20 protein-coding genes are annotated in these 23,455 nt (G+C 68.5%); 5 read left to right on the top strand and 15 right to left on the bottom strand.

The window, feature by feature from the left end:
- Positions 1–51: 51 nt before the first annotated feature.
- From V5F48_RS00820 to V5F48_RS00770, 11 genes are all read right to left on the bottom strand, one after another.
- Positions 52–2,730 (bottom strand): nitrate reductase, encoded by a 2,679-nt coding sequence (locus tag V5F48_RS00820; protein ID WP_394039114.1) that lies wholly within the window; start codon positions 2,728–2,730, stop codon positions 52–54.
- A 32-nt stretch (positions 2,731–2,762) separates the two neighbouring features.
- Positions 2,763–4,400: a sulfite reductase subunit alpha gene (locus V5F48_RS00815; RefSeq protein WP_394039112.1), complete on the bottom strand. Its 1,638-nt coding sequence runs from the start codon at positions 4,398–4,400 to the stop codon at positions 2,763–2,765.
- A gap of 219 nt (positions 4,401–4,619) precedes the next feature.
- Positions 4,620–6,380 carry a NirA family protein gene (locus tag V5F48_RS00810; protein ID WP_394039110.1) on the bottom strand — a complete coding sequence of 587 codons (1,761 nt, stop codon included), beginning with the start codon at positions 6,378–6,380 and terminating at the stop codon, positions 4,620–4,622.
- A gap of 11 nt (positions 6,381–6,391) precedes the next feature.
- Positions 6,392–7,612, bottom strand: coding sequence for an NAD(P)/FAD-dependent oxidoreductase (locus V5F48_RS00805; RefSeq protein WP_394039108.1), 1,221 nt, complete (start codon positions 7,610–7,612; stop codon positions 6,392–6,394).
- A 10-nt stretch (positions 7,613–7,622) separates the two neighbouring features.
- Positions 7,623–8,045, bottom strand: coding sequence for a globin family protein (locus tag V5F48_RS00800; protein ID WP_394039106.1), 423 nt, complete (start codon positions 8,043–8,045; stop codon positions 7,623–7,625).
- Between the two features lie 66 nt (positions 8,046–8,111).
- Complete coding sequence (locus tag V5F48_RS00795; RefSeq protein ID WP_394039104.1) at positions 8,112–8,906, bottom strand: ABC transporter ATP-binding protein; 795 nt, start codon at positions 8,904–8,906, stop codon at positions 8,112–8,114.
- Positions 8,907–8,928: 22 nt separating this feature from the next.
- On the bottom strand, positions 8,929–9,822 hold the full coding sequence (gene ntrB, locus V5F48_RS00790) for a nitrate ABC transporter permease (protein ID WP_394039102.1): 894 nt from the start codon (positions 9,820–9,822) through the stop codon (positions 8,929–8,931).
- A 241-nt stretch (positions 9,823–10,063) separates the two neighbouring features.
- Positions 10,064–11,428 carry a CmpA/NrtA family ABC transporter substrate-binding protein gene (locus tag V5F48_RS00785; RefSeq protein ID WP_394039100.1) on the bottom strand — a complete coding sequence of 455 codons (1,365 nt, stop codon included), beginning with the start codon at positions 11,426–11,428 and terminating at the stop codon, positions 10,064–10,066.
- A gap of 517 nt (positions 11,429–11,945) precedes the next feature.
- A complete protein-coding gene (locus V5F48_RS00780) occupies positions 11,946–12,776 on the bottom strand; it encodes a hypothetical protein (RefSeq protein ID WP_394039098.1) in 831 nt (276 codons plus the stop codon).
- Between the two features lie 82 nt (positions 12,777–12,858).
- Positions 12,859–13,977, bottom strand: coding sequence for a CmpA/NrtA family ABC transporter substrate-binding protein (locus tag V5F48_RS00775; protein WP_394039096.1), 1,119 nt, complete (start codon positions 13,975–13,977; stop codon positions 12,859–12,861).
- A gap of 11 nt (positions 13,978–13,988) precedes the next feature.
- Positions 13,989–14,579 (bottom strand): ANTAR domain-containing response regulator, encoded by a 591-nt coding sequence (locus V5F48_RS00770; RefSeq protein WP_394039094.1) that lies wholly within the window; start codon positions 14,577–14,579, stop codon positions 13,989–13,991.
- 173 nt (positions 14,580–14,752) lie between these two features.
- On the opposite strand from V5F48_RS00770, the gene V5F48_RS00765 reads away from it, so the two are divergent.
- Genes V5F48_RS00765 through V5F48_RS00755 form a run of 3 tightly spaced genes read left to right on the top strand, consistent with a single transcriptional unit; the run spans position 14,753 to position 18,215 of the window.
- Positions 14,753–16,357 carry a hypothetical protein gene (locus V5F48_RS00765; RefSeq protein ID WP_394039092.1) on the top strand — a complete coding sequence of 535 codons (1,605 nt, stop codon included), beginning with the start codon at positions 14,753–14,755 and terminating at the stop codon, positions 16,355–16,357.
- Positions 16,358–16,365: 8 nt separating this feature from the next.
- Positions 16,366–17,292, top strand: coding sequence for a hypothetical protein (locus V5F48_RS00760; protein ID WP_394039090.1), 927 nt, complete (start codon positions 16,366–16,368; stop codon positions 17,290–17,292).
- Positions 17,289–18,215 (top strand): hypothetical protein, encoded by a 927-nt coding sequence (locus V5F48_RS00755; protein ID WP_394039088.1) that lies wholly within the window; start codon positions 17,289–17,291, stop codon positions 18,213–18,215. Before V5F48_RS00760 ends, V5F48_RS00755 begins: the two co-directional genes overlap by 4 nt.
- 96 nt (positions 18,216–18,311) lie before the next feature.
- Here the strand turns inward: V5F48_RS00755 and rplS are convergent, their stop codons facing one another.
- The 4 genes from rplS to V5F48_RS00735 form a co-directional block, all read right to left on the bottom strand.
- Positions 18,312–18,737 carry a 50S ribosomal protein L19 gene (gene rplS / locus V5F48_RS00750; protein WP_394039086.1) on the bottom strand — a complete coding sequence of 142 codons (426 nt, stop codon included), beginning with the start codon at positions 18,735–18,737 and terminating at the stop codon, positions 18,312–18,314.
- Between the two features lie 107 nt (positions 18,738–18,844).
- A complete protein-coding gene (gene trmD, locus V5F48_RS00745; RefSeq protein ID WP_394039084.1) occupies positions 18,845–19,573 on the bottom strand; it encodes a tRNA (guanosine(37)-N1)-methyltransferase TrmD in 729 nt (242 codons plus the stop codon).
- Between the two features lie 343 nt (positions 19,574–19,916).
- Complete coding sequence (rimM, locus tag V5F48_RS00740; RefSeq protein WP_394039082.1) at positions 19,917–20,474, bottom strand: ribosome maturation factor RimM; 558 nt, start codon at positions 20,472–20,474, stop codon at positions 19,917–19,919.
- 159 nt (positions 20,475–20,633) lie between these two features.
- Complete coding sequence (locus V5F48_RS00735; protein WP_394039079.1) at positions 20,634–21,443, bottom strand: GntR family transcriptional regulator; 810 nt, start codon at positions 21,441–21,443, stop codon at positions 20,634–20,636.
- 122 nt (positions 21,444–21,565) lie between these two features.
- On the opposite strand from V5F48_RS00735, the gene V5F48_RS00730 reads away from it, so the two are divergent.
- Both V5F48_RS00730 and V5F48_RS00725 read left to right on the top strand, forming a co-directional pair.
- A complete protein-coding gene (locus V5F48_RS00730; RefSeq protein WP_394039077.1) occupies positions 21,566–22,189 on the top strand; it encodes a TRAP transporter small permease in 624 nt (207 codons plus the stop codon).
- Complete coding sequence (locus V5F48_RS00725; protein WP_394039075.1) at positions 22,189–23,454, top strand: TRAP transporter large permease; 1,266 nt, start codon at positions 22,189–22,191, stop codon at positions 23,452–23,454. The genes V5F48_RS00730 and V5F48_RS00725 overlap by 1 nt, the downstream gene beginning before the upstream one ends.
- The last annotated feature ends 1 nt before the right edge of the window (position 23,455 follow it).

Below are 23,455 nucleotides of genomic sequence, written 5' to 3'. Positions count from 1 at the left end.
CCGGGGCCGTTGGCTTGAGGGCTTCCTTCCAGGGGCGGGACCTCCCGCCCCTCAGGCCGATACCGTCGTCTCCGTCAGGAGGCGGCGGATCTCGGGCAGGCACGAGCCGCAATTCGTGCCGGCCTTGAGCTTTTCCCCCACCATGGCCGTATCGTGCGCACCGGCGCGGATGGCGCCCACGATGGCATCGCGCGGCACGCCGAAGCAGGCGCACACCAGCGGCCCGCATGCGGCCGCCGCTCCCGCCCGCCGCCCCGCCAGCAGGGTGCGCCGGTCGGCGGTGGACACGGTGTCCTCGCCCAGCAGGCCCTTGAGCGCGTCCCACGCCACGCGCCGGCCCGCCGTGCCCACGAACACCGCGAAATCCAGCCGCCCGTCCGCGTCGAAGGCGGCGGCCCGGTAGAGGCCGGAGGGGCCGTCCACCAGTTCCGCCACATCCGCGGGGCCCTCGGCCTTCACCCACTGTGCCCAGTCGTTCGGCCCGAGGCCGCCCGCCATGCGCCAGCCGAAGCCGCCCTCCAGCGCCGCCCGCGCCCACCACAGGCCCTGCGGCAGCTGAAGCCGGCGCCGCGACAGGACGAAGCCCTCGAACGGCGCGGCATAGGGCGCGAGGGTGGCCGGCGTCGCCTTCAGGTCAGGCTGGCCGGAATGGGGGTCCGTGACGGCGTGGACCAGCGGCCCCACCCGTCCGTGGGAAGAGGTCGCCCCGCTCCAGTGGATGGGCGCGAACAGGGTGCCGTGCCGCTGGCCGGCGTCGATCCGCACTTCCAGCACCGCTGCGCCATGGGCACTCGACACCCGCGCCAGCGCGCCGTCGGTGAGGCCGAGGGGGGCGGCATCGTCCGGATGCACGGCGACGAAGGGCGCCAGGATGTGCGAGCCCAGCCGGGGCGACAGGCCGGTGCGGGTCATGGTGTGCCACTGGTCGCGGATGCGGCCGGTGTTGAGCAGGAACGGGAAGGCGTCGTTCGCCCGCGCTGCCTCGATCGGGGCCGGCGCCACGAAGCGGGCGCGCCGGTCGGCGGTGAAATAGCCGCCGTCCGCGAACAGCCTTTGGGTGCCCTGTGGCCGACCCGGCGGGGCCGGCCACTGCACCGGGGCGAAATCCTGGTAGGCGGCATCCGACAGCTCGGCGAAGGCGGAGATGTCGAAATCGCGGGTGCCGGCATTCTCGAAGCCGGAGAGGGCGGCATGCTCGCGGAAGATGTCCGCCGGCCCGCGCCACGCGAAGGCCGCGCCGAAGCCGAGGCGCGTCGCCACCTGCGCCAGCGCCCACCAATTGGGTTTCACCGCGCCGGGCGGGGCCAGGAAGGGCCGCTGGCGCGAGATGCGCCGCTCGGAATTGGTGACGGTGCCGTCCTTCTCGCCCCAGGCGGCGGCGGGCAGCATCACGTGGGGATGGCATGAGGCGGTGTCGGTGTCGGCTACATTCTCCGACAGCACGAACAGGTCGAGGCCCTTGAGCGCCGCGCGCACGCCGTCCGCCTCGGGCAGGCTCACGGCCGGGTTGGTGCCCATGACCCACAGGGCCTTGATCTCGCCCCGGCCGATGGCGGCGAACAGGTCCACCGCCTTGTGGCCCTCGCTTGTGGCCATATGGGGCGCGTCCCAGAAGCGGCGCACAAGGTCCACCTCCTCCGGGGCGAAGCCCATGTGGGCGGCGAGCTGGTTGGCGAGCCCGCCCACCTCGCGCCCACCCATGGCATTGGGCTGGCCGGTGAGGGAAAACGGCCCCATGCCCTCGCGGCCCATGCGGCCGGTGGCGAAATGGCAGTTGAGGATGGCGTTGACCTTGTCGGTGCCCACCACCGATTGGTTCACCCCCTGCGAATAGCAGGTCACCGTGCGGGCGGTGTCCGTGAACAAGGCGAAGAAGCGTTCCACGTCCTCCACCGCGAGGCCGCAGGCGCGGGCGGTCGTCTCGGCATCCGGCGTCACGGCGCGGGCTTGGGCGAGCGCTGTGTCGAAGCCGGTGGTGTGGTCGCGCACATACGTCGCATCGAAGGCCGGGCTTTGGGCCAGATGGGCGAGCAGGCCGGAAAAGAGCAGCGCATCGGTGCCCTGGGCGAGGGGCAAGTGCAGGTCGGCTTCCGCCGCCGTCTCGGTGCGGCGCGGATCGATGACGACGAATTTGGTGCCCCGCGCCGTGCGCGCCGCCTCCATGCGGCGGAACAGCACCGGATGGCACCAGGCGGTGTTGGAGCCCACCAGCACGATGAGGTCCGCCGCCTCCAAATCCTCATAGGAGCCCGGCACCGTGTCCGAGCCGAAGCCGCGTTTGTGCCCGGCCACGGAGGAGGACATGCACAGGCGCGAATTGGTATCCACATGCGACGTGCCGAGGAAGCCCTTCGCCAGCTTGTTGGCGGCGTAATAATCCTCGGTCAAAAGCTGGCCGGAGAGATAGAAGGCGATCGCCCCTGGCCCGTGCGCGTCCCGCACCGCCTTCAGCCCGTCCGCGACGCGGTCGAGTGCCGCGTCCCACGAGGCGCGGGCGAGCGCCCCGTCCGCCCCGCGCACCAGGGGATGGAGCAGGCGGGTGTCGAGCCCCACGGTCTCCCCCAGCGCCGCGCCCTTGGAGCACAGGCGGCCGAGATTGGCCGGGTGGGCGGCATCGCCCTCCACCAGGGCGGCGCCGATGCCGTCCGGCGTCGCCTTCACCCCGCAGCCGACGCCGCAATAGGGGCAGGTGGTCTTCACGCTCGGGGGCGAGGCGAGAGGCGCGTTCATGGGGGGCCGATCCTGCCTGAGGCTGTTCGGGGTCAGTAGACGTCGGCCTGGTAGCGGCCGGCGGTCTTCAGGTCGGCCACGAAGCGGGCCGCCGCCTCTGCCGAGAGGCCGCCATGCTCCACCGCGACGGCGGCCATGGCCGCTTCCACGTCCTTGGCCATGCGCTTGGCATCGCCGCAGATGTAGAAGTGCGCGCCGGCCTGGAGCCACGCCCACAATTCGGGTCCCGCCGCGCGGATCTTGTCCTGCACATAGACCTTGCCGGCGCCGTCCCGCGACCACGCGGTGTCGAGCCGGGTGAGGGTGCCGCAGGCCTGGAGGCCGCTCAGCTCGTCCTCGTAGAAGAAGTCGGTGTCGCGCTTCTGGTGGCCGAAGAACAGCCAGTTGCGCCCCGGCGCCTTGGCGGCCAGCCGCTCGTGCAGGAAGGAGCGGAACGGGGCGATGCCGGTGCCCGGACCCACCATGATCACGTCCCGCGCGAGGTCGTCCGGCAAGGCGAAGCCGTGCGCCTTCTGGATATAGGCCTTCATGCGCGTGCCCGGCGCGATGCGGGAGCCGAGGAAGGTGGAGGCGACGCCGAGCCTTGTGCGCCCGGTCAGGTCGTAGCGCACCGCATCCACCGTCAGGGTGAGCTTGCCGGGGGTGGCCGTGGGGCTGGAGGAGATGGAATAAAGCCGCGGCTGGAGCGGCTCCAGGCACTCCACCAAAGCTTCCGGATCGGGCCGGATACCGGGGAATTTCTCCAGCGCCGCCAGCACGTCGAGAATGGCGGCATCGCCGTCCGGATCCTCGCCGGAGGCGAGCGCCCGGGCCTTGGCCTTGCGCTCACCGCCGGTGATGTAGGAGATGAGGGTGAAGAGGGCGTCGGGGGCCGATTTCAGGCACACCTCGCGGGAGAGCACCTCGCCGAGGGTCTTGTCGGCGATGGGGAAGTCCGGCGGGGCGTGGAGCGCGCCGAGCACCGCCGCCACCAGGTCCGGATCGTTCACCGGGAACACGCCGAAGCTGTCGCCCGCCACATAGTCGATACCCGAGCCGGCAAGATCGAACTCGATGTGCCAGGTCTCCTTCTCGGAGCCGTCCTTGTTGAGGCGGGTGCGGCCGAGGAAGGTGACCTCGCCGGGATTCTCGCGGGTGCCCAGCGGCGCCGGGGCATGGGGCGTGTGGTCGTAGGAGACGGCGGCAGGCGCGGGGGCGGCGGCCGGGGCAGAGGCCGGGGCGGCGGCGGTCTCCTCCGCCAGCTGCTTCAGCATGCGCAGGGTCTCCTTGCCGCCGGGGGCGCAGAGGTTGAGCTTGCTTTCGGCGCCGTCGGCCAACGCCTTGGCGTAGGTCTCGCACACATAGCCGCACTGGCCGCAATCCTGCTGGGCCATGGCCGCCATCATGCGCCGGGGTAGGGCCTTGCCCTGTGCCAGCGCCATGCGCTCGGTGAGCGGCATGGCGGGGTCGTGCCAGGGCGCGCCATCGTCGGCGCCATCGTCCGCCGCCGGGGCAGGCATGTCGGGCATCAGCGCCGCCGCGTCGCCCGCCGAGAGGGCGGTGGGGGCGCTCACCTGATCGGCCGAGAGGATGGCGGCGAAGAAGCCGTTCAGCCACGCCCGCTGCTCGCCGGTGAAGGGCGCGCTGTCGGGCAGGACGGGCACGATGGGAATGCGGGTCTGGAGGCTCATGGCTGTGCTTCTTTGCGTGCGGATGTCAGGGGTCGCGCCTGCGGCGCGTAGTCGTTGCGCTGGGTCCCGGCTCTCCTTCCACTGCGCTGCGCTGCGTTGCAGTCGGCCGGGACACGAAGCCGTCCTTGTGTCCCGGACGCATGGAGCGTCAGCGGAATGCGAGCCGGGACCCGGCGCTCGACTTCCGCGCAGCGGACAATCGTCCTCATGCCGCCGTCCTCATGCCGCTTCCGCCAGCGCCTTCAGCGCGTCGGGGTCCAGCCGGCGGGTGAAATGGGAGAAGGGCTCGCCGGCGTTGCGGTGGGCGAGCCAGCTCTTCAGCAGGCGTTCCACCACCACCGGGGCGTCCTCGGCCTTCACGTCGCGATACAGCTCGCGGGCGATGGCGGCGTCCGTGCCGAAGCCGCCGCCGACGAGGAGGTGATAGCCGTCCACCGTGTCGCCATCGTCATTGATGGCCACCCGCGCGCCGATGAGGCCGATATCGCCGATATAATGCTGGGCGCAGCTGTTGTGGCAGCCGGTGACATGGATGTTCACCGGCCCGTCCAGCGCCACCCGCTCCTCGCAATGGGCGAGGATGGCGCGCGCGGTGCCCTTGGTGTCGGCGGCGGCGAAGCGGCAGCCTTTCGATCCGGTGCAGGCCACAAGGCCGGCCTGGAGCGGCGTCGCCTGGGTGGAGAGGCCCAGCGCGGCGATGGCGGTGCAGGCCTGCGCCACGTCCGCGTCGGCGACGCCGGAGATCAGCAGATTCTGCCAGACGGTGAGGCGGATATCGCCGTCGCCCATGCGCTGGGCGATGTCGGCAAGGCCGTGCATCTGCTCCACGCTCATGCGGCCCACCGGCAGGCCGACGCCGATGTAATTCAGCCCCGGCTGCTTCTGGGCATGGACGCCGAGATGGGCGAGGCGGTCGGCCTCCGCGCGGGGCGCCACCGCCTCGGCCGGCAGGCGGGTGAAGGGGCGGCCGAGTTTCTTCTCCACCAGCGCCAGGAAGCCGTCGAAGCCCATGGCGTCGAGCACGTATTTCAGCCGCGCCTTCTTGCGGTCGGTGCGGTCGCCGGTGTCGATGAAGGCGCGCACGATGGCGGCCGCCACGTCGGTCGCCTCCTCCGGGCGCACCACGATGCCGGTGTCGCGGGCAAAATCCTTGTGGCCGGTGATGCCGCCCAGCGCGAGGCGCAGCCACACGCCCGGCGCGACGGCGAACCCGTCCTTCACCTCCACCGCCTGGAAGCCGATGTCGTTGGTGTCCTCCAGCGCGCCGATGGTGCCGGCGCCGTCAAACGCCACGTTGAACTTGCGCGGCAGGCCGTACATGTCGCGGCTGTTGAGGATGTAGTGGTGCCACTCCTTCGCCAGCGGGCGGGTATCGAGCAGTTCCTGGGTATCGATGCCGGCGGTGGGGGTGCCGGTTACGTTGCGGATATTGTCCGCCCCCGCGCCCCTGGCGGTGAGGCCGAGGTCCACCAGCTTTTCCAGCACGGCGATGCCGTCGGTGGCCGGGATCTCGCGGATCTGCAAATTGGCCCGCGTGGTCACATCGGTGTAGTTGCCGCCGTGGGCGGCCGCGATGTCGGCGACGCCACGGAACTGCCAGTGGGTGAGGATGCCGTTGGGAATGCGCATGCGGCACATGAAGCTGTCCTGCGCCGGCGCCACGTGGAACAGGCCGTGGAACTTCCAGCGGAACACGTCCGGACCCTTGGGGAAGGTGCCCTCGTGGGCGGCCGTCTTCATGCGGCCGTAGGCATCGAGGCCCAGTTCCTCGCGCTTGCCCTTCTCTTCGGGCGTGAGCTTCTTGCCCTCCGCCTCGAAGCGGGCCATGGCCTTCAGGCTCGCCGCATCCGGGCCGGTGGGCTCGGCGGCAGCGGCGGGCGCGCCCGCAGGCACAGCGCCGCGGGTGATCTGCACGGCCTTGGCGCCGGAGACGAAGCCTTCCAGATAACGCTTCTGGTCGATGGAAAAATCGCCGCCCATGGTGTCTCTCCTCAGGCCGCCGCGGCGATGGCGTCCCGCCCGAAGGCGAGATCGGCGCGCATGGCGGTGATGGGGGTGCGTTGTGTGATGAGGTCGAGATAGAACAGGCCGTCCGCTGTATCGCCGAACAGCACGGCGCCCGCGAGCAGGCCGTCCTTCACGATGAGCCGGCGATAAACGCCCAGCCCCCGGTCGGTGAGCACGATGTCTTCCGTGCCCTCCCCGCCGGTGACGTCCCCCGCCGAGAAGACGGGAACGCCCGAAACCTTCAGATTGGTGGCCACCACCGAGCCGTCGTAGCGCGCGTCCTGCCCCGCGAGGCGGCGGGCGAGCACGCGGGCCTGCTCATAGGCCGGGGCCACGAGGCCATAGGCGATGCCGCGATGCTCGGCGCATTCGCCGAGGGCGCAGATGGCGGGATCCGAGGTGGAAAGGGTGTCGTCCACCACGATGCCGCGCTTCACCTCCAGCCCCGCCGCGCGGGCAAGGTCCGCATTGGGGATGACGCCGCAGGCCACCACCACGAGGTCGGCCGCCACCACCCGCCCATCTTTCAGCCTGAGGCCGGTGACGCGGCCCTGATCGTCGCCCTCGATGGCGTCGCTGGCGGCCTGAAGCAGCACCTCGACGCCCTTGGCTTCCACCGCCCGCCTGAGAAAGCCGGCGGCGGCGGGATCGAGCTGGCGCTCCATCAGCCGGTCCATGAGATGGACGAGGGCGGTTTTCACCCCCGCCCCGGCGAGGCCCACGGCGGCTTCGAGGCCCAGCAGCCCGCCGCCGATCACCACCGCCCTTGTGCCGGGCACGGCGGCGGCGGCCAGCAGCGCCGCCACGTCCTTCAGGTCGCGGAAGGTGTGGACGCCGTTAAGGTCCATGCCCTTGAGCGGCAGGCGGATGGGATGCGAGCCGGTGGCAAGCACGAGGCGCGCATAGGGCAGGCGGCGCCCGTCGGCCAGCACCACCTCGCGTGAGGCGCGGTCGATGGCGGCGGCGGGGGTGCCGTATTGCAGGGTCACGCCCCGGTCGCGCCACCATGAGGCGGGCTTCATCTGCGCGTCCGCGGCGGTCATGTGGCCGGCGAGCACCTCCGAGAGCAGCACCCGGTTGTAGGCGAGGTGCGGCTCCGCCCCGATCACCGCGACCGCATGGCGGCCCAGCGCGCGCTGGCTCAGCTCCTCGCAGAGCTTCGCCGCCGCCATGCCGTTGCCGATGATGAGGAGGGGCTCGCTCATGTCGTTGTCCTCAGGCGATGGACTCGGGGGTTTCGGCGGCCGCGATCATGACGGAGGAAAGCAGGCCGTAGGCGTCGGCCCAGGCCGTCTTCACCTCGGGGGTGAAGGCCTCGCCAAGGCCCTGCTCCAGCGTCCACAGCAGGGCCGAGCCCACCACCGCGTAATGCTCGGTCTTGACGCCGTAGCCCACATGCTTGCGGGCGAGGTTCTGCGCGGCGGGCACGATGCGCGGCAGGTCCTTCAGGCCGGCGACCACCACGCCGAGGGTGGCCATCAGCTTCTGGCCCTGGGTGGTCATGTCGCCCTTGAACAGGGGCTTCACCTCGGGCGCGATCTCGAACAGGCGGCCGTAGAACAGGCCCGCCGCCGTATCGGCGATGGGCGCCACCTTGGCGAAGCTGTCCTGGACCAGGTCAATCTGGGTCGGTGTCATGGCAATCTCTCCGGCTTTGAAAAAGATGAGGGGAGCGGGCGTTCTCGGCCCGCTCCCAAAGCAGGCTCAGGCGGCTTCCACGTAGCGATGGCGCTCGTGGAGGAATTTCAGCACCGCCTCGCGGGCCTTGAGGTAGGTGGCGTTGGTGACCAGCTCGAGCCGCTTGCGCGGCCGCTCCAGCTTCACCTCCAGCACCTCGCCGATGCGGGCGGAGGGGCCATTGGTCATCATCACGATGCGGTCGGAGAGCAGCACCGCCTCGTCCACGTCGTGGGTGATCATGAGGATGGTGTTGCCGAGGCTGGCATGGATCTGCATGACGCTGTCCTGCAGGTGGGCGCGGGTGAGGGCGTCCAGCGCGCCGAACGGCTCGTCCAGCAGCAGCACCTTGGGCTCCATGGCCAGCGCCCGGGCGATGCCCACGCGCTGCTTCATGCCGCCGGAGACTTCCGAGGGGCGCTTGTCCTTGGCGTGGCCCATCTGCACCAGGTCGAGGTTGTGGATGGTCCAGTCGTGCCGCTCGGCGCGCGAGCGGGTGCCGGAGAACACCTTGTCCACGGCGAGGCGGACGTTGTCATAGACCGTGAGCCACGGCAGCAGCGAATGGTTCTGGAACACCACCGCGCGATCCGGGCCGGGGGCGTTCACCTCCTTGCCGTCGAGGATCACGCCGCCGGTGGTGGCGGGGGTGAGGCCGGCGACGATGTTGAGCAGGGTGGACTTGCCGCAGCCGGAATGGCCGATGATGGAGAGATACTCGCCCTTGGCGATGTCGAGGGTGACGTCGCGCAGCACTTCCGTGGTGGCGGCGCCGCGGGTGAAGCTCTTTCCGATCTGGCTGAGCTCGAGATAGGCGGGCATGGGATGCTCCTCGAAAGTGCGATCAGGCAGCGCTGGTGCCGCGGGTGACGAAGGAGCCGACGCCGGCCACGAGGCGGTCGAGCACGAAGCCGACCACGCCGATGTAGACGAGGGCCACGATGATGTCGGGCAGGCGGGAGGAGTTCCACGCATCCCAGATGAAGAAGCCGATGCCGACGCCGCCGGTGAGCATTTCAGCGGCCACGATGGCGAGCCACGACAGGCCGATGCCGATGCGCAGCCCGGTGAAGATGTAGGGCGCCGCCGACGGCAGCATGATCTTCCAGAAGAATTCGATGGGGTTCAGCCGCAGCACCAGCGCCACGTTGCGGTAATCCTGCGGAATATTGCGGATGCCCACCGCCGTATTGATGATCACCGGCCAGATGGCGGTGATGAAGATCACGAAGATGGCCGAGGGATTGCTGTCGCGGAACGCGGCCAGCGCGATGGGCAGCCAGGCCAGCGGCGGCACCGTGCGCAGCACCTGGAAGATGGGGTCGAGGCCGCGCATGGCCCACACCGACTGGCCGATCACCGCGCCGACCAGGATGCCCACCACCGCCGCGAGGCCGAAGCCCACCGCCACGCGCTGCAGCGAGACCAGCACGCGCCAGCCGAGGCCGATATCCTGCGGGCCGGCGACGAAGAAGGGATCGAGGATCAGGTCCTTTGAATCTGCCCAGATGCGGCTCGGCGGCGGCAGGGTGGCGCCGGGGCCGGAGCACAGAAGCTCCCAGAGCAGGCCGAGCAGCAGCGTCATCACCAGCGGCGGGAGGACGTTGACGGCGAGGCTCCGGGCATAGCCGGGCCAGGGCGAGGGGCGAGGGGTGGCGGGGGCGGAAAGGCGGACCACGGCGGCGCTCCCGGAGCGCCGGCCCTCTTTGGGCTGCTCTTTCAATGCGGTGACGGACATGGGGCAGGGCTCCGGTTCGGGGCGTGTCGTATGTTTGGGGCGGACACCCTCTCCCGCTTGCGGGGGAGGGCAGGGAGGGGGCTGCGGCGCATCCGCCCTCACCGGTGCTCGGGGACGAAGAGGGGCTGCCCCCTCCCCGACCCTCCCCCGCACGAAGCCGGATGGTTCCGGCTTCGGCTCTCCCGCCCGAACTCGGCAACCGCCGAGTTCGGGCGGGAGAGGGGGCGCGGCGTGTCCGGCCTCAGGCCTCGACGCGCTTGATGCCGAGGCTCTTGAGGTAGGCGTGCGGATCGGCGGGATCGAAGACCTTGCCGTCGAAGAAGGTTTCCTTGCCGCGCGAAGTGCCGGCGGGAATATCCGCGGCGGCCACGCCCAGTTCCTTGGCGGCCTCGCGCCAGATGTCCTCGCGGTTCACCTTGGCGACGAGGGCGTTGATGTCAGTGGTGGGCTCGAACTTGCCCCAGCGGATGTCCTCGGTGATGAACCAGGCGTCGTGGCTCTTGAAGGGATAGGACGCATAGTCCTTCCAGAACTTCATGTAGAGGTCGGTGCCCTTCTCAACCCGGCCGTTGCCGTAATTGATGTCGCCCTTCAGGCGGCCGATGATGTCGGCGACGGGAACGTTGAACCACTGGCGCTTGCCGACGATCTCGGCCAGCTCCTGCTTGTTCTCCATCTTGTCGCACCATTGCTGGGCTTCCATCACCGCCTTCAGGATGGCCAGCGTGGTGTTGGGGTTCTTCTCCACGAAGTCGGCGCGCATGCCGAGCGCCTTCTCGGGGTGGTTCTTCCAGATCTCGCCGGTGGTGCAGGCGGTGAAGCCGATGCCCTGGTTCACCAGCTGCTCGTTCCACGGCTCGCCCACGCAGAAGGCATCCATGGTGCCCACCTTCATGTTGGCCACCATCTGCGGCGGCGGCACCACGATGGTGGAGACATCCTTGTCCGGGTCGATGCCGGCGCTCGCCAGCCAGTAGCGCAGCCACAGATCGTGGGTGCCACCGGGGAAGGTCATGGCGACTTTGACTTCCTTGCCGTCGGCCCTCTTCTTGGCGAAGGCGGTCTTCAGCGCGCTGGCGTCGGTGGTGACCTTCAGATCCTTGTATTCGTTGGCCACCGAGATGGCCTGCGCGTCGAGATTGAGGCGCGCCAGGATGACCATGGGGGTGGGCACGTTGTTCTGCGTCACCTTGCCGGCGGAGATCAGGTAGGGCATGGGCGAGAGGATGTGGGCGCCGTCGATGCCGTTCTTCTCGCCGCCAAGCACAAGATTATCGCGGGTGGCGCCCCAGGAGGCCTGCTTGTTGACTTCCACGTCCGGCACGCCGTGCTTGGCGAAGAAGCCCTTCTCCTTGGCGATGACCAGAGGCGAGGCATCGATGAGGGCGATATAGCCCAGGATCGCCTTGGTGGTTTCCGGCGCGGCCGCGTAAGCGGAAGGCACGCCGCCGGGGAAGCCCATGCGCACCGCCTCGAACAAGGCGGCGGTGCCCAGCGCCGCGGCCGAGCCCTTCAGCAGCGTACGGCGGGACACGCCTTCGGACGCGGTCTTGGGAGACGTCGCGGGAGAAGTCGGGGAAGACTTGGTCTTCGAAGCGTCGCTCATTCTTGGTTCCTCTGGATCGCGGACGGCGCAGAGGGGACCCGAAACAAAAAAAGCCGCAGGACATCACGACCGGCCGTAAGGCCATCGGTGTCAGCGGCTTTGCTGCGGGTCCCGTCATTGGGACGAATTTTTGGGGGGCGCGATCGTCGTTGACCACGCTTGGTGTTATCAATGCAAGCGGCGGGCCAACTGGGGCAAAAGGGTCATGTCCTTGAAATTACGCTATTTATGACGTGGCGAAAAATCGGGCAGTATCGAGCGGTGCCTTTCGTCTGCGCATGGGTGCTATGCAGTTGCATCGAATTTGTGCGCTGCGGTGGGCGTCAAGGCGTTCGGCTTGTTGGTCTCTTGGATAGGCGGCTGCGGAGTTGCCGACATCCGGCGTCGTGAGATGGATGCCTTGGACGCGTCCGTAAGCGGCGCGGTCGTTCTGAGGTGGGGCTCTCCGACCGTGGTGGACGGCCTGCCTGTCGATTTCGGTGTCGACGTCGTGGCGTGAGATCTCGGGATAAAACATTTAGTTGTGAGCAGGTTGTTGTCCGGTTTGGTCTCTGGCAGGGGCAGGGACCTTGCGAAAGGAGTTCAGCAAAGCGACGAGCTTTTTATGAATATCTGGCGCAAGGTCAAAATAGTTATACCCATATGAGTATGTCACTTGTGTTTTATCGGTCAGATTAAACATTACCTTGCAGGAGGGTGATGGCAGTCGGTGTTTTGGGGTCCCTAAGGCGCATTCAATGACAGTCAATGTTTCACCTTGGCCGCAGATCTGAATGATGTCGGCCGCGATCGAGTGCCCATCGTACCGCCTGCACCCATTTTGCAGTTCCGTATATATATTTTTATCTAAGTATATAAAACGGCTTACTTCTTTACCGTCATTTTCATTGTCATCTTGTAATTTTTTCATTCTTTTTGAATCATTAAAAGAATTTTCAATGGCTTCTTCTTGTGAAATAAAATTCCAGCCGTATTCGACTAGAATGCTCATTTCTTTGCGCCATCCTTTTCCCTTGCCCCAGGTTGCCACTTCGTCGGGATCGCTTGTTGCAGGTGACAGGTCAGGTAAAATTGTGCTGAACCCAAATGCGGCGTGATCTCGAGTTTTATTATATTGTTGCACCCAGATACGGTATTCTTTTACAGGGAGGTGATAGATGGTGTCACCAAAAGACACCTCTTTAAAATCCGCTCCGTTGTCGGGCGGAAGCATCGGTGAAGACGCCTTGAAGGTTGGCCAATGGGTGTCGTTAATCAGTTTGTCTCGTCTGACGTACAAACTGGCGATTAAATAGATAATGAAAGCTGATATCATAAATAATATTACCACGAGTGAGCGTCGTAACATCATTTGCTCCTGATTAAATCGGAGTTATTTTTAAATCATAATAAATTCAATATATTTACACCATCGGATCCGACGCTAAGCACTAGCCCCCACCCCCCAGGAACGCCCGCGCGTCGAACACGGCGCCGAACTGGGTGGCTACGCAATCGGGCTCCGGATGCTTCACCGGCACCGGGCCCGCCGCCTCGTCGAAGATGTCCGGACGGTAGACGCTCATGGCTTCCCGCGCGGCGTCGGCGGCGAACTCGCCCTGGCCGGCGGCGACGATCTGGGCATACATCCATAGGGCATGCTCGCGCTCGGGCCGGTTGGCGCCGTCGCGGTTGAGCACCAGAAAGTCGGGATGGGCGCGCAGCCGGCCGCCGGGCGCCGAATGCAGGCGCCCGTCCAGGGTGCGCTTCAGCACGTCGGCGGGCAGGTTGAGATGGCGGGGCTCGCCCAGGAGGCGGGCGAGATCGTCGTGGTTGGCTGCATCCTCGCACCAGCGGGCGGCGGCATGGAGCGCCCGCACGAGGCGGTGCAGAAGCTCGGGCTCGGCATTGGCGAAGCGGGCGTGCACCCCCAGTACCTTTTCCGGCACCCAGCCGAAGATCTCGGACCCCAGCACCGCGATGCGCCCCACGTCCGCGTCCACCGCCACCGAATTCCACGGCGAGCCCACGCAGAAGCCGTGGATGAGCCCGCCGCGCAGGCTCTCGGCCATGAACGGGGGCGGCACCACCACGAACCGCACGTCCCGGTCCGGGTCGATGCCGCCGCCGGTCAGGAAGTGGCGCAGCAGATAGGTGTGTGTGGAGAAGGCATAGACCGAGGCGAAGGTGAGCGGGTCGCGGCCCTCGGCCTTGCGCTGGCGCACCACCTTGCCCAGGGCCTGCGCCGCGCCGGTGGCGGTTGCAAGGTCTTCCCCCACCTCGCCCATGGCGGCGTAGAGGTGCTTGTCGATGGTGATGGCGCTGCCGTTGAGATTGAGCGCGAACGGCACCACCAGCGGCACCCGCACATGGCCGAGGCCCAGCGATGAGGCGATGGCCAGCGGCCCCAGCATGTGGGCGCCGTCCAGGAGGCCCACATTCACCTTGTCGCGGATGTTGGCCCAGGACACCTCCCTGTGCAGCTCGATCTCGATGCCCTCCGCCATGGCGAAGCCGCGCTCGGCGGCGGCGATCAGCACCGCCGCGTCGGTGAGGGGGATGAACCCCATGGCGAGCCGTCTCATCGCAAAAGCTCCGCGGCGGTGATGATGGACTGGGCGATGTCGGCGATGCGCTTCTTCTCGTTCATGGCGGTGCGGCGCAAAAGGCCGTAGGCGGTTTCCTCGTCGATGCCCTTCATCTTCATGAGGATCATCTTGGCGCGGTCCACCACCTTGCGCTCCTCCAGCTGGCTTTTTGCCTCCTCCAGCTCCGCCTTGAGCCGGGCAAAGGCGCGGAAACGGGAGATGGTGGTCTCCAGGATCGGCTTCACCCGGTCCTTGCGCAGCCCGTCCACCACATAGGAGGCGACGCCGGCCTCGATGGCGTCCTCAATGGTCTTGCTGTCGGTCTGGTCCACGAACATGGCGATGGGGCGCTTCACCTCGCGGCTCACCTGGAACATCTGCTCGATGGTGTCGCGCGAGGGGTCCTCGAGGTCGATGAGGATCACGTCCGGGTCGATGGCGTAGATGCGCTCCAGGAGATTGGTGCGCCCGGTGATGCGCAGCACGTTGTGGAAGCCGGCCTCCTTCAGGCCTTCCTCCAGAATGGCGGAGCGGACGGGGCTTTCGTCCACGATCACGATCCTTAAGCTCAGGTCGTTCGCCATGGGGATCCGGGGCATTGGCAGGGCCGCCGGGAGGCGACCGCACCTCACCTCACCCGCCGGGACCGGCAAGGTCAAGCCTTCCCGGACGCTGTCGGCGTGGACCTGGCCGCAATCGCGCTCTAGAACGCGGGCGAATGCGGCGTCGCGCCGCGCGTCGGAGTGTGGAGGGGATCGTGAACGTGGAGGCGGGCGAGAAGCGAAAGAGCACCGTCGCGTTGCGCGGCCTCATCTTCCTCATCGTGGTGCTGCTCGCCACCGCCGTCGTCGTCGCCCAGCAACTGGGGGCGGGCGCCTATGTGGCGGAGCTTGGCGCCACCGATCCCGACGAGGCGCGCCATTTCGTCACCGCCCTCATGGTGGCGGACCATGCCGCCGCCGGCTTTCCCGCCCCCGGCGCCTTCGCCGCCGATTATGGCCTGCATGCCCCGCAGGCGCTGCCGCTCGCCCGGCTCACCCTGTTCCATGTGCTGGCGGGCGGCTGGCTGGCGCTGCTGACGCCCACCACGCCGGCGGCGCTGCTGCTGCCGGCGCTGCTGGCCGCGGTGCTGGTGGTTTGCGCGGGCTGGGCCACGGCGCGGGCGGCGGGCGTGCTGCCGGCGGTGGCGGTGGGCTTCGTGCTCGCCGCCTTGCCGCTGCTGCGGGAGGCGACCCTGGTGGTCGGCCTCGACCTGCCGCTGGCGCTGGTCGCGCTGTTGTCCGCCCTGGCCTTCGGCCGCCATATGCGGCGGGGAACCCCGGCCTCCGCCGCCCTGTTCGCCGCCGCCGGGGCGGTGAGCGTGCTGATGGCCCCGGCGGGGGCGGCGGTCCTGCTGCTGCCGCCGCTGGCGGCGCTCATGGCCGGGCGGCTCGATCTGATGCGGCGGGCGCGTGTGCTCGTGCCGCTCGCGGCCCTCGCGCTGCTGGCGCTGGCGGTGGCCCTCGCCGCCGGCCGGCTGCCCCCCGTGGTGAACGCCGAGGGGCCGGCTTTCGTCTGGCAGACGCTGCGCGCCGTGTTCGGAACCCTGATGCTGGCCTGCGCGGCGGCGGGTCTCGTCTTCACCATCTGGGAGGGCTGGCGGCGGGACGAGGAGGCGGTGGACCCTGCGGCGTTGGCGCCGGTGGCGGCCCTGGTGCCGGCCTTTGCCCTCGCCTTCTGGCTTGGGGCGGGGCGGGGCGTGGCGCTGGATGCGACCGTACTTTTAGCGCCGGTGGCCATGCTGGCGGCATTCGGAGCCATGCGGTTGCTTGGTTTGCTGGTTTCGGGCTGGGGCACCATCCGGGAACTGGCGGTGGCGCTCATGCTGTTGCTCGCCGCCATGCCGGGCCTGCTTCAGCAGGTGCGCAAGGGCGCCATCGGCATGGATGCGGCGGCGGAAGCCTTCCTCGCCCGCGAGGCGGTGCCCCCGGTGATCGTCGTCGCCGGCGATGCGCGGGGCGCGGCGGCGCTGGGAGCGGCCATGGCCCAGCGCGACCGTGCCCAGCGCGACCGGGCCCGCCGCAGCTTCGTGGTGGATCAAGGCCGTCTTCCCGCCGCCACCCCCGAAGCGCTTCTGGCCACCCTCGACACCCTCGGCGCGGCCGCCCTTGCCGTGGAGGCGCGCGAGACTGGGGCGGCGCCGGCCAGCCGGGTGGCGCAGGCGACGGTCGCGGCCTTTCCGGATCGCTTCCGCGCCATCGGCACCTTCCCTCGGGCGGACGGGCGGGGCGAAGTGGTGCTTTACGCCATCGCCCGCCGTGCGCCCGCGCCTTCGGACCCCGCCCCCGTTCTGCGCCGCCTGACGGCGCCGTCCCAGTCCTGAGCCGCCCCATGCGCGATCTCGCCGATTATTCGCTGAAGGACTGGCTGGGCGCCGCCCCGCTGGCCCATCGCCTGCGGCGCGCGCGCAACCTTCTGGTGGACCGCATCTATGCCCGCCGGCCGGCGCCCGGACAGGCGGCGCTGGTGGCGCGGCTGAAGGCGCAGGGCGCCCCCGCCCTGGCCTTCACCGTCGCCTTCAACATGCCGGAGGCCATCGCCCTGCTGGCCGAGGCCATGGGCCGCTTTCTGCCCCATACGCCGCTGGTGGTGTGCGACAATTCCACCGATCCCGCCGCCCGCGCCGCCATCGCGGCGTTCTGCGCGGAGCGGGACCTCGCCTATTGCCCGCTGCCGCCCTCGCCCTATCGCGGCGGGCGCAACGGCTCGCGCTCCCATGCGGTGGCGCTGAACTGGATCTGGGCCAATCTGGTGCGCAAGGTGGCGCCGCCGGTGGTGGCCCTGCTCGACCATGACCTGATCCCGCTTGCGGCCGACAACCTGCCCACCCGCGTCGCCGCCCAGCCCTGCTACGGCATGGCGCGCCATGGCGAGGGCAACGGGGCCTGGTACCTGTGGCCGGGCTTCAGCGTGTTCAATTATGCGGCGGTGAAGGGCCTGCCGCTGGACTTCGGCACCGACACCCCGCTGACCCTCGACACCGGCGGGCAGAACTGGACCGTCCTCTACCGCCGCCTCGACAGGACCGCCCTGGCCTTCGCCGAGACCCGCACCGTGTTCGTCGCCGATCCCGGCACGGGGACGGGGGAGGACCACCTGCTCGTGGACGGATGGCTGCACGCCGGCGGCGCCGGCCACGGCACGCGCGGACGGGCCTTCGACACCGTGGCGCGGGCCTTCGCGGCGGACCCGGACGGCCTCCTCGGCCAATTGCGCGCGGGCGCGGACGCCACCACCGCATCGGGAGCAGCCACATGAGCGGGTCTGAAGGGCACAAGCGGGCCGCCGGCCTGTCCGGCATGGTGGCTGCGCTGCCGGGCCTGCACTGGCTCAACCATGCGCGCTATGCGCTGATGGATCGTCTCTACCGCAGCCGTCCGGCCGAAGGACAGGCCGAGGTGGTGGAGGCGCTGAGCCGCCGCCGCGACGGCGCCCTCGCCCTGACCATCGCCTACAACGTGCCCGAGGCGGTGGCGCTTCTGGCCGATTCCATGGCGCGCTTCGCCCCCGGCACACCGCTGCTCGTCTGCGACAATTCCACCGAGCCGGAGGCGCGGCGGGCGCTTGCCGCCATCGCGGCGGACAAGGGGCTTTACTACCTCGCTTTGCCGCCGGCCCCGTTCGTGCGGGTGCGCACCGCGCGCTCCCACGCTGCCGCCGCCAACTGGGTGTTCCACAACGTGCTGCGCAAGGTGAAGCCGCGCGTGTTCGCCCTGCTCGACCATGATCTGGTGCTGCTGAAACCCACTGACCTTTCGGCTTTGGTGGCGCGCCAGCCGGTCTACGGGCTGCAGCGCTGGAGCAGCCGGGTGAAGGCCTGGTATTTGTGGCCGGGATTCTCCGTCTACGACGGCAGCCTGGTGGCCAAGCCCCTGGATTTCGGCCCCGACCGGCTATTGGGCACCGACACCGGCGGGCGCAACTGGCACGCGCTGTTCCGCAAGCTGGATGTGTCGGGCTTCGCCTGGCCCCACGCGCGCTCGGTGCGGGTGCCGTCTCCCGATGGGAGCGAAAACGCGACGGGTTGGAGCGAGCCGAAGATGCTGCTGGATGCCTGGCTGCATGTGGGCGGCGCCAGCTATCGCGGCGGCGAGACTGCGCTGGCCGAGATCCGCCGCGCCTTCGATGCCGATCCGGACGGGCTGTTCGCGCGCCTGAGGGACGACGCGCCGACGCCCTGAGCGAGGGCGGCTCGAAACGAAAAACGCCCCCGGGCGGTCCCGGAGGCGTTGAATACGAAGGGCTTCAGGCGGCGGTTGCCGGCCTTGAGGCTGCTCTCACTCGGCGGCGGCGGGAGCCGTCGGAGCGGACTTGCCGCCCTTCTTGATCTTGCCGTCGGCGGTGCGGTCCTGGCGCTCGGCGATGCGGGCCGACTTGCCGCGGCGATCGCGCAGGTAATAGAGCTTGGCGCGGCGCACCTTGCCGCGGCGGACCACCTTGATGGAATCGATCAGCGGCGCATAGACCGGGAACACGCGTTCCACGCCCTCGCCGTAGGAGATCTTGCGGACCGTGAAGCTCTCGTTGATGCCGCCGCCGGAGCGCGCGATGCACACGCCTTCATAGGCCTGCACGCGCGAGCGCTCGCCTTCGACCACCTTCACGTTCACGATAATGGTATCGCCGGGCTGGAAGTCCGGGATGGCACGCTTTTCGGCGAGCTTCGCCGCCTGCTCGGCTTCGAGCGTCTGGATGATGTTCATGTCGCCAACCTTTTTGCAGCCACCGGTTCGGCAAAACGCCCCGGTGCCACGTTGTGTCGTTTTAAGTTAAGGGGACGCGGGCTCCATAGCCGAGAAATAGGGCCGTGTCATTCCCTTTCCTTCATGCTCCCGTCATGCGGGAGCGGGGGAGCAAGAAGGTCCGGCCGCCGCGCGCGGGTGACGGCAAGGGATTGGGCATGGCGCCAGCGGGCGACGCGGGCATGGTCGCCTGAGGTCAGCACCTCGGGGATGGGCTCGCCCTCGAACAGTTGCGGGCGGGTATATTGGGGATATTCCAGCAGGCCGGCGGAAAAGCTCTCCTCGGTGCCGCTTTCCGCCTTGCCCATGACGCCGGGAATGAGCCGCACGCAGGCATCGAGCAGCAGCAGCGCCGCCGCCTCGCCGCCGGAGAGCACCACGTCGCCGACGCAGATTTCCTCAAGGTTGCGCGCCGCGACGATGCGCTCGTCCACCCCCTCGAACCGCCCGCACAGGATCACCGCACCGGGACCTTCCGCCAGGGCGCGCACCCGCGCTTGGGTGAGGGGGGTGCCGCGCGGGGTCATGAGCAGGCGCGGCCGGGGATCCTCGGGCGGGGCGACGGCATCGATGGCGCGGGCCAGCACGTCGGCGCGCATGACCATGCCGGGGCCGCCACCGGCGGGGGTGTCGTCCACGGAGCGGTGCTTGTCGAGGGCATGGTCGCGGATCTGCACCGCCTCCAGCGCCCACAGCCCCTTCTCCAGCGCCCGGCCGGCCAGGGCATGGCCGAGGGGGCCGGGAAACATCTCCGGATAAAGGGTGAGGATGCTGGCGCGGAAGGTCGGGGACGTCATGGCGCCGTGATGGGGGAGGGGCGCGCTCAAGTCAAACCGGGTGAGGCGGAATCCGGCTCTTGCGGCTGGGTACGGTAGAGACCCCTCGCCCGCAAGCGAGAGCTCTGTGAAAGGTCCTTGAGCGGCTGTTCTCCCCTCTCCCCTTGCGGGAGAGGGGTTGGGGGTGAGGGGGCGGCGCCACCAGAAAACGCCTGTCTGCTCAGAGACGCACCACACCCCTCACCCCGGCCCTCTCCCGCAAGGGGAGAGGGGGAACCGGCTTCCGCCACCGACCATGGGTGACTTGCGCAGAGGTCTCGCAAGCGGGAGAGGGAGCGACGGCGCCCGGCCCCTCAAGCCCCGCTCACTCGCCCCCGGTGTCCTCGCCGGCTTCCGGCTCGGCCGGGCGGCGTTCCACGAAGGCTTCGGCGATGACCACGCGCCGGCCGGGCAGGTCCACCACCGGCACCGCGTCGGTGGAGAACGGCACCATCAGCGTCTTGGCCTTGGTGGCGGGCAGCAGCGGGGCATATTCCAGAATGTCGCCGGCGCCGAAATCCTGCAGCGCCACCACCTTTCCGATCAGCGCGCCGGTCTCGTCCATCACGTCCAGGCCGATGAGGTCGGCGTGGTAGAAGGTGTCCGCGTCGTCCGGCGGCGGCAGGGCCGCGCGGGAGACGAAGAGGTCCACATTGGTCAGCGCCTCGGCCGCGGTGCGGTCGGCGACGCCCTCGATGCGGGCGACGAAATGGTCCTTGGCGGCGCGCAAGGCGGCGATGCGGAAGCGCGTCTTGCCGGTGGCGTCGGTGAGCGGATCATAGTCCAGCACGGCGCCGGGATCTTCGGTGAAGACGAAGAGGCGCACCTCGCCCTTCACGCCATGGGGGGCGCCGATGCGGGCGACGAGGATGCGGTCGGCCATGAAGTCTCCGGAACGGACAGGTCTCGGCTCTCGATACCAGACAAGAGAACGCGTTATCCGGTCAGGCTGCGATGCAGGCTGACCGGCGCGTGCTCTACCTCTAAGAAACGAGAACGCGTTATCCGATCGGATTGCGATGCAATCTGACCGGCGCGTGCTCTAGCGCAGGACCTCGCCCTTTGCCAAGGACCGGGATCGCGGCCCGCGCGGGGCGTCGTCCGCGCCGGCCCCGTCTGCCGTGCCGTCGCTCGGTCCTTGATGCGTGCCATCGCCCGCCCTGGCGCGGGCCGCCCGCTGCTCGATCACCCGCAGCAGGTCGGCGTGCACCTTGCCGATATGGCCGTCCAGGAAAGAGCTGGCGTCGGCCACGGCGCCGGACCGGCACAAGGCAATGAGCTGGGCGTGCTCGCTCTTGGCCCGGTCCATGGCTTCCGTGGTGGAGAGCTGGAGACGGGTGTAGCGGTCCGAGGTCTGGAGCAAGGCGGCGACGATCTGCCGGGTGCGGGGCAGGGCTGCACGATCGTAGAGCGCCATGTGGAAATCGGCGTTGAGAATGCCCCACTGGCTCACGTCGTGGGCCTTGGTGGCGGCGGTGAAGCGGGCGTGGATGGCGTCGAGCTTGGTGAAATCCGCCTCGGTGAACAGCGGGATGGCGCGTTCCAGCAGGCGCGGCTCCATGATCCGCCTGAGCTCGAACACGTCGTTGATCTCCTCCACCGACAGGTCGGAGACGATGGCGCCCTTCTGCGGCACCATGCGCACCAGCCCCTCGGCCTCCAGCTGGAACAGCGCCTCGCGCACCGGAATGCGGCTGACGCCATAGGCATCCGCCAGCGCATCCTGCCGCAGCTGGGTGCCGGCGGGATGGGTGCCGTCGAGGATCGACTGGCGCAACTGGTCAAGGATCGCCGCCGAGAGCGTGCGGTGCTTGAGGCCCTTCTGGGCGACGGTCGGGCTACCGGAATTCATGGGGTCTGAGCTACAGCAAAAAGCGTTGGCGGGGTATTGACGCGTCGAATGTATAAAATCTACATTGAGATTGAAAGCACCAAATCGAGACCCACAAGGGTCCGCCTTCCAGAGCGATAAACATGACCCACGCGAACAAGACAGGCGCTGCGGGAGCGGGGCCGTGCGGCCTTGTGCTCGCCCTCTCGTCCGGCCTCCTCGCCTTCGAGCGGGCGGCGGTGATCGGCCTGATGGGGCTGGTCAGCGTCCTCATCCTGCTGAATGTGGTGACCCGCTACATGGGCACGCCGATCTACTGGATCGACGAATCCGCCATCTATGCCGTGGTCTGGCTGAGCTTCATCGGTGCCTCGGCCATGACGCGCCTGCGCCTCGACTTTACGGTGGGGCTCCTGACCGAGCGCCTGCCGCCCACGGGGGTGAAGGTGGCGCGGGTCATTGCCACGGCATTCACCATGCTGTTCGGCCTGATCCTGTCCTACATGTGCTGGATCTGGATGGACCCCATCGGCATCGCCGCCGCAGGCTTCAACGCCAAGGCTTTCGCGGGTGAGACTTTCAACTTCCTTTATACAGAGCACACCCAGACACTCAACTGGCCGACCTGGATGGTGAGCCTCATCATTCCCCTGTTTGCGGTGTCGCTCACCATCCACGGCCTCGCCAACCTGCTGGAAGACCTCGAGCTCACGCCGCGCCGCGTCTATCGCGGCTTCCCCATGGCCCATGCGGAGGCGGCAAGCTGATGCTGACCACCGCCGCATTCCTCATCACCATGATGGTGGGCGTGCCCATCAGCCTGTGCCTTGCCCTGTCCGGCGTGGCGTTCATCCTCGCCACCGGCAATCCGCTGCTGCTGCAGACCTTTCCCACCCAGCTGTTCGGCGGCGTGGACAGCTACGGCCTCATCGCCATCCCCCTGTTCGTGCTGATCGGCGAGATCATGAACGGCGGCGGCATCACCCGCCGGCTCATCGACATGGCCATGGCGGTGGTGGGCCGGCTGAAGGGCGGGCTCGCTTATGTGAACCTCATCGCCAACATGCTGGTGTCGTCCATCCTCGGCTCGGCCACGGCGCAGGTCGCCATCATGGCGCAGATCCTGGTGCCGGAGATGGAGAAGAAGGGCTACGACAAGACCTTCGCCGCCGGCCTCACCGCCTATGCGGGCATGCTGGGGCCCATCATCCCGCCGTCCATCATGTTCGTGGTCTATTCGGTGCTGGCGCAGGTGTCGGTCAGCGACATGCTCATCGCCGGCATCATCCCCGGCGTGCTGCTGACGGGGCTGTTCTGCGTCTGCGTCTACATCATGGGCTTCTTCTACGATTACCCGCGCGGCGAGGCCATGACCTGGCGCCAGCGGGTGGACATCGTGCTGAACGCCATTCCCACCCTGCTCATCCCCATCGTCATCGTCGGCTCGATCCTGACCGGCCTTGCCAATGCCACCGAGGCGGCGGCGGTGGGGGCGCTGGCGGCGCTGCTCATCGGCCGCTACTGGACCCGCGAGCTGTCCTTCTCCCAGCTGCCGCAGATGCTGCTGAAGGCCGGGCTCTATTCTTCCGTCATCCTGTTCCTGGTGGCGGTGGCGGCGGTGTTCTCCTGGGTGCTGGTCTACGGCAAGGTCCCGCAGGCGGTGGCCGTCTGGGTGCAGACCGTGGCCCACGATCCCATCACCTTCATGCTGCTGGTCAACGTCATCCTGCTGGTCATCGGCACGGTCATCGACGGCGCGCCGGGCCTCATCATGACGGTGCCGATCCTGCTGCCGGTGGCGACCCTCGTCTACGGCATCGACCCCGTGCATTTCGGCGTGGTGGTGGTGATCAACCTGGTCCTCGGCTTCCTCTCGCCACCGGTCGGCCTGTGCTTCTTCGTGGCCTCGGCAGTAACCGGGGCGAAGGTGGGGCGGATGTTCTACGTCACCCTGCCGTTCTTCTTCGCCGCCTGCGCGCTGCTGGTGCTGCTGTCGCTGGTGCCGTGGCTGTCGACCGCCCTCGTCAAATAAC

The sequence above is a fragment of the Xanthobacter autotrophicus ATCC 700552 genome, assembly GCF_043194565.1.
Classification (GTDB): domain Bacteria; phylum Pseudomonadota; class Alphaproteobacteria; order Rhizobiales; family Xanthobacteraceae; genus Xanthobacter; species Xanthobacter autotrophicus_F.
This window is presented reverse-complemented; position numbering and strand designations above follow the sequence as displayed.

Bases quoted from the DNA above. Each gene is read 5' to 3' on its own strand.
- V5F48_RS00780 (WP_394039098.1), bottom strand. From the start codon at position 12,776: ATGTTACGACGCTCACTCGTGGTAATATTATTTATGATATCAGCTTTC.
- V5F48_RS00785 (WP_394039100.1), bottom strand. From the start codon at position 11,428: ATGAGCGACGCTTCGAAGACCAAGTCTTCCCCGACTTCTCCCGCGACG.
- V5F48_RS00770 (WP_394039094.1), bottom strand. From the start codon at position 14,579: ATGGCGAACGACCTGAGCTTAAGGATCGTGATCGTGGACGAAAGCCCC.
- V5F48_RS00725 (WP_394039075.1), top strand. From the start codon at position 22,189: ATGCTGACCACCGCCGCATTCCTCATCACCATGATGGTGGGCGTGCCC.
- trmD (WP_394039084.1), bottom strand. From the start codon at position 19,573: ATGACGTCCCCGACCTTCCGCGCCAGCATCCTCACCCTTTATCCGGAG.
- V5F48_RS00815 (WP_394039112.1), bottom strand. From the start codon at position 4,400: ATGAGCCTCCAGACCCGCATTCCCATCGTGCCCGTCCTGCCCGACAGC.
- V5F48_RS00775 (WP_394039096.1), bottom strand. From the start codon at position 13,977: ATGGGGTTCATCCCCCTCACCGACGCGGCGGTGCTGATCGCCGCCGCC.
- rplS (WP_394039086.1), bottom strand. From the start codon at position 18,737: ATGAACATCATCCAGACGCTCGAAGCCGAGCAGGCGGCGAAGCTCGCC.
- V5F48_RS00820 (WP_394039114.1), bottom strand. From the start codon at position 2,730: ATGAACGCGCCTCTCGCCTCGCCCCCGAGCGTGAAGACCACCTGCCCC.
- V5F48_RS00810 (WP_394039110.1), bottom strand. From the start codon at position 6,380: ATGGGCGGCGATTTTTCCATCGACCAGAAGCGTTATCTGGAAGGCTTC.
- V5F48_RS00730 (WP_394039077.1), top strand. From the start codon at position 21,566: ATGACCCACGCGAACAAGACAGGCGCTGCGGGAGCGGGGCCGTGCGGC.
- ntrB (WP_394039102.1), bottom strand. From the start codon at position 9,822: ATGTCCGTCACCGCATTGAAAGAGCAGCCCAAAGAGGGCCGGCGCTCC.
- V5F48_RS00760 (WP_394039090.1), top strand. From the start codon at position 16,366: ATGCGCGATCTCGCCGATTATTCGCTGAAGGACTGGCTGGGCGCCGCC.
- rimM (WP_394039082.1), bottom strand. From the start codon at position 20,474: ATGGCCGACCGCATCCTCGTCGCCCGCATCGGCGCCCCCCATGGCGTG.
- V5F48_RS00795 (WP_394039104.1), bottom strand. From the start codon at position 8,906: ATGCCCGCCTATCTCGAGCTCAGCCAGATCGGAAAGAGCTTCACCCGC.
- V5F48_RS00755 (WP_394039088.1), top strand. From the start codon at position 17,289: ATGAGCGGGTCTGAAGGGCACAAGCGGGCCGCCGGCCTGTCCGGCATG.
- V5F48_RS00805 (WP_394039108.1), bottom strand. From the start codon at position 7,612: ATGAGCGAGCCCCTCCTCATCATCGGCAACGGCATGGCGGCGGCGAAG.
- V5F48_RS00735 (WP_394039079.1), bottom strand. From the start codon at position 21,443: ATGAATTCCGGTAGCCCGACCGTCGCCCAGAAGGGCCTCAAGCACCGC.
- V5F48_RS00800 (WP_394039106.1), bottom strand. From the start codon at position 8,045: ATGACACCGACCCAGATTGACCTGGTCCAGGACAGCTTCGCCAAGGTG.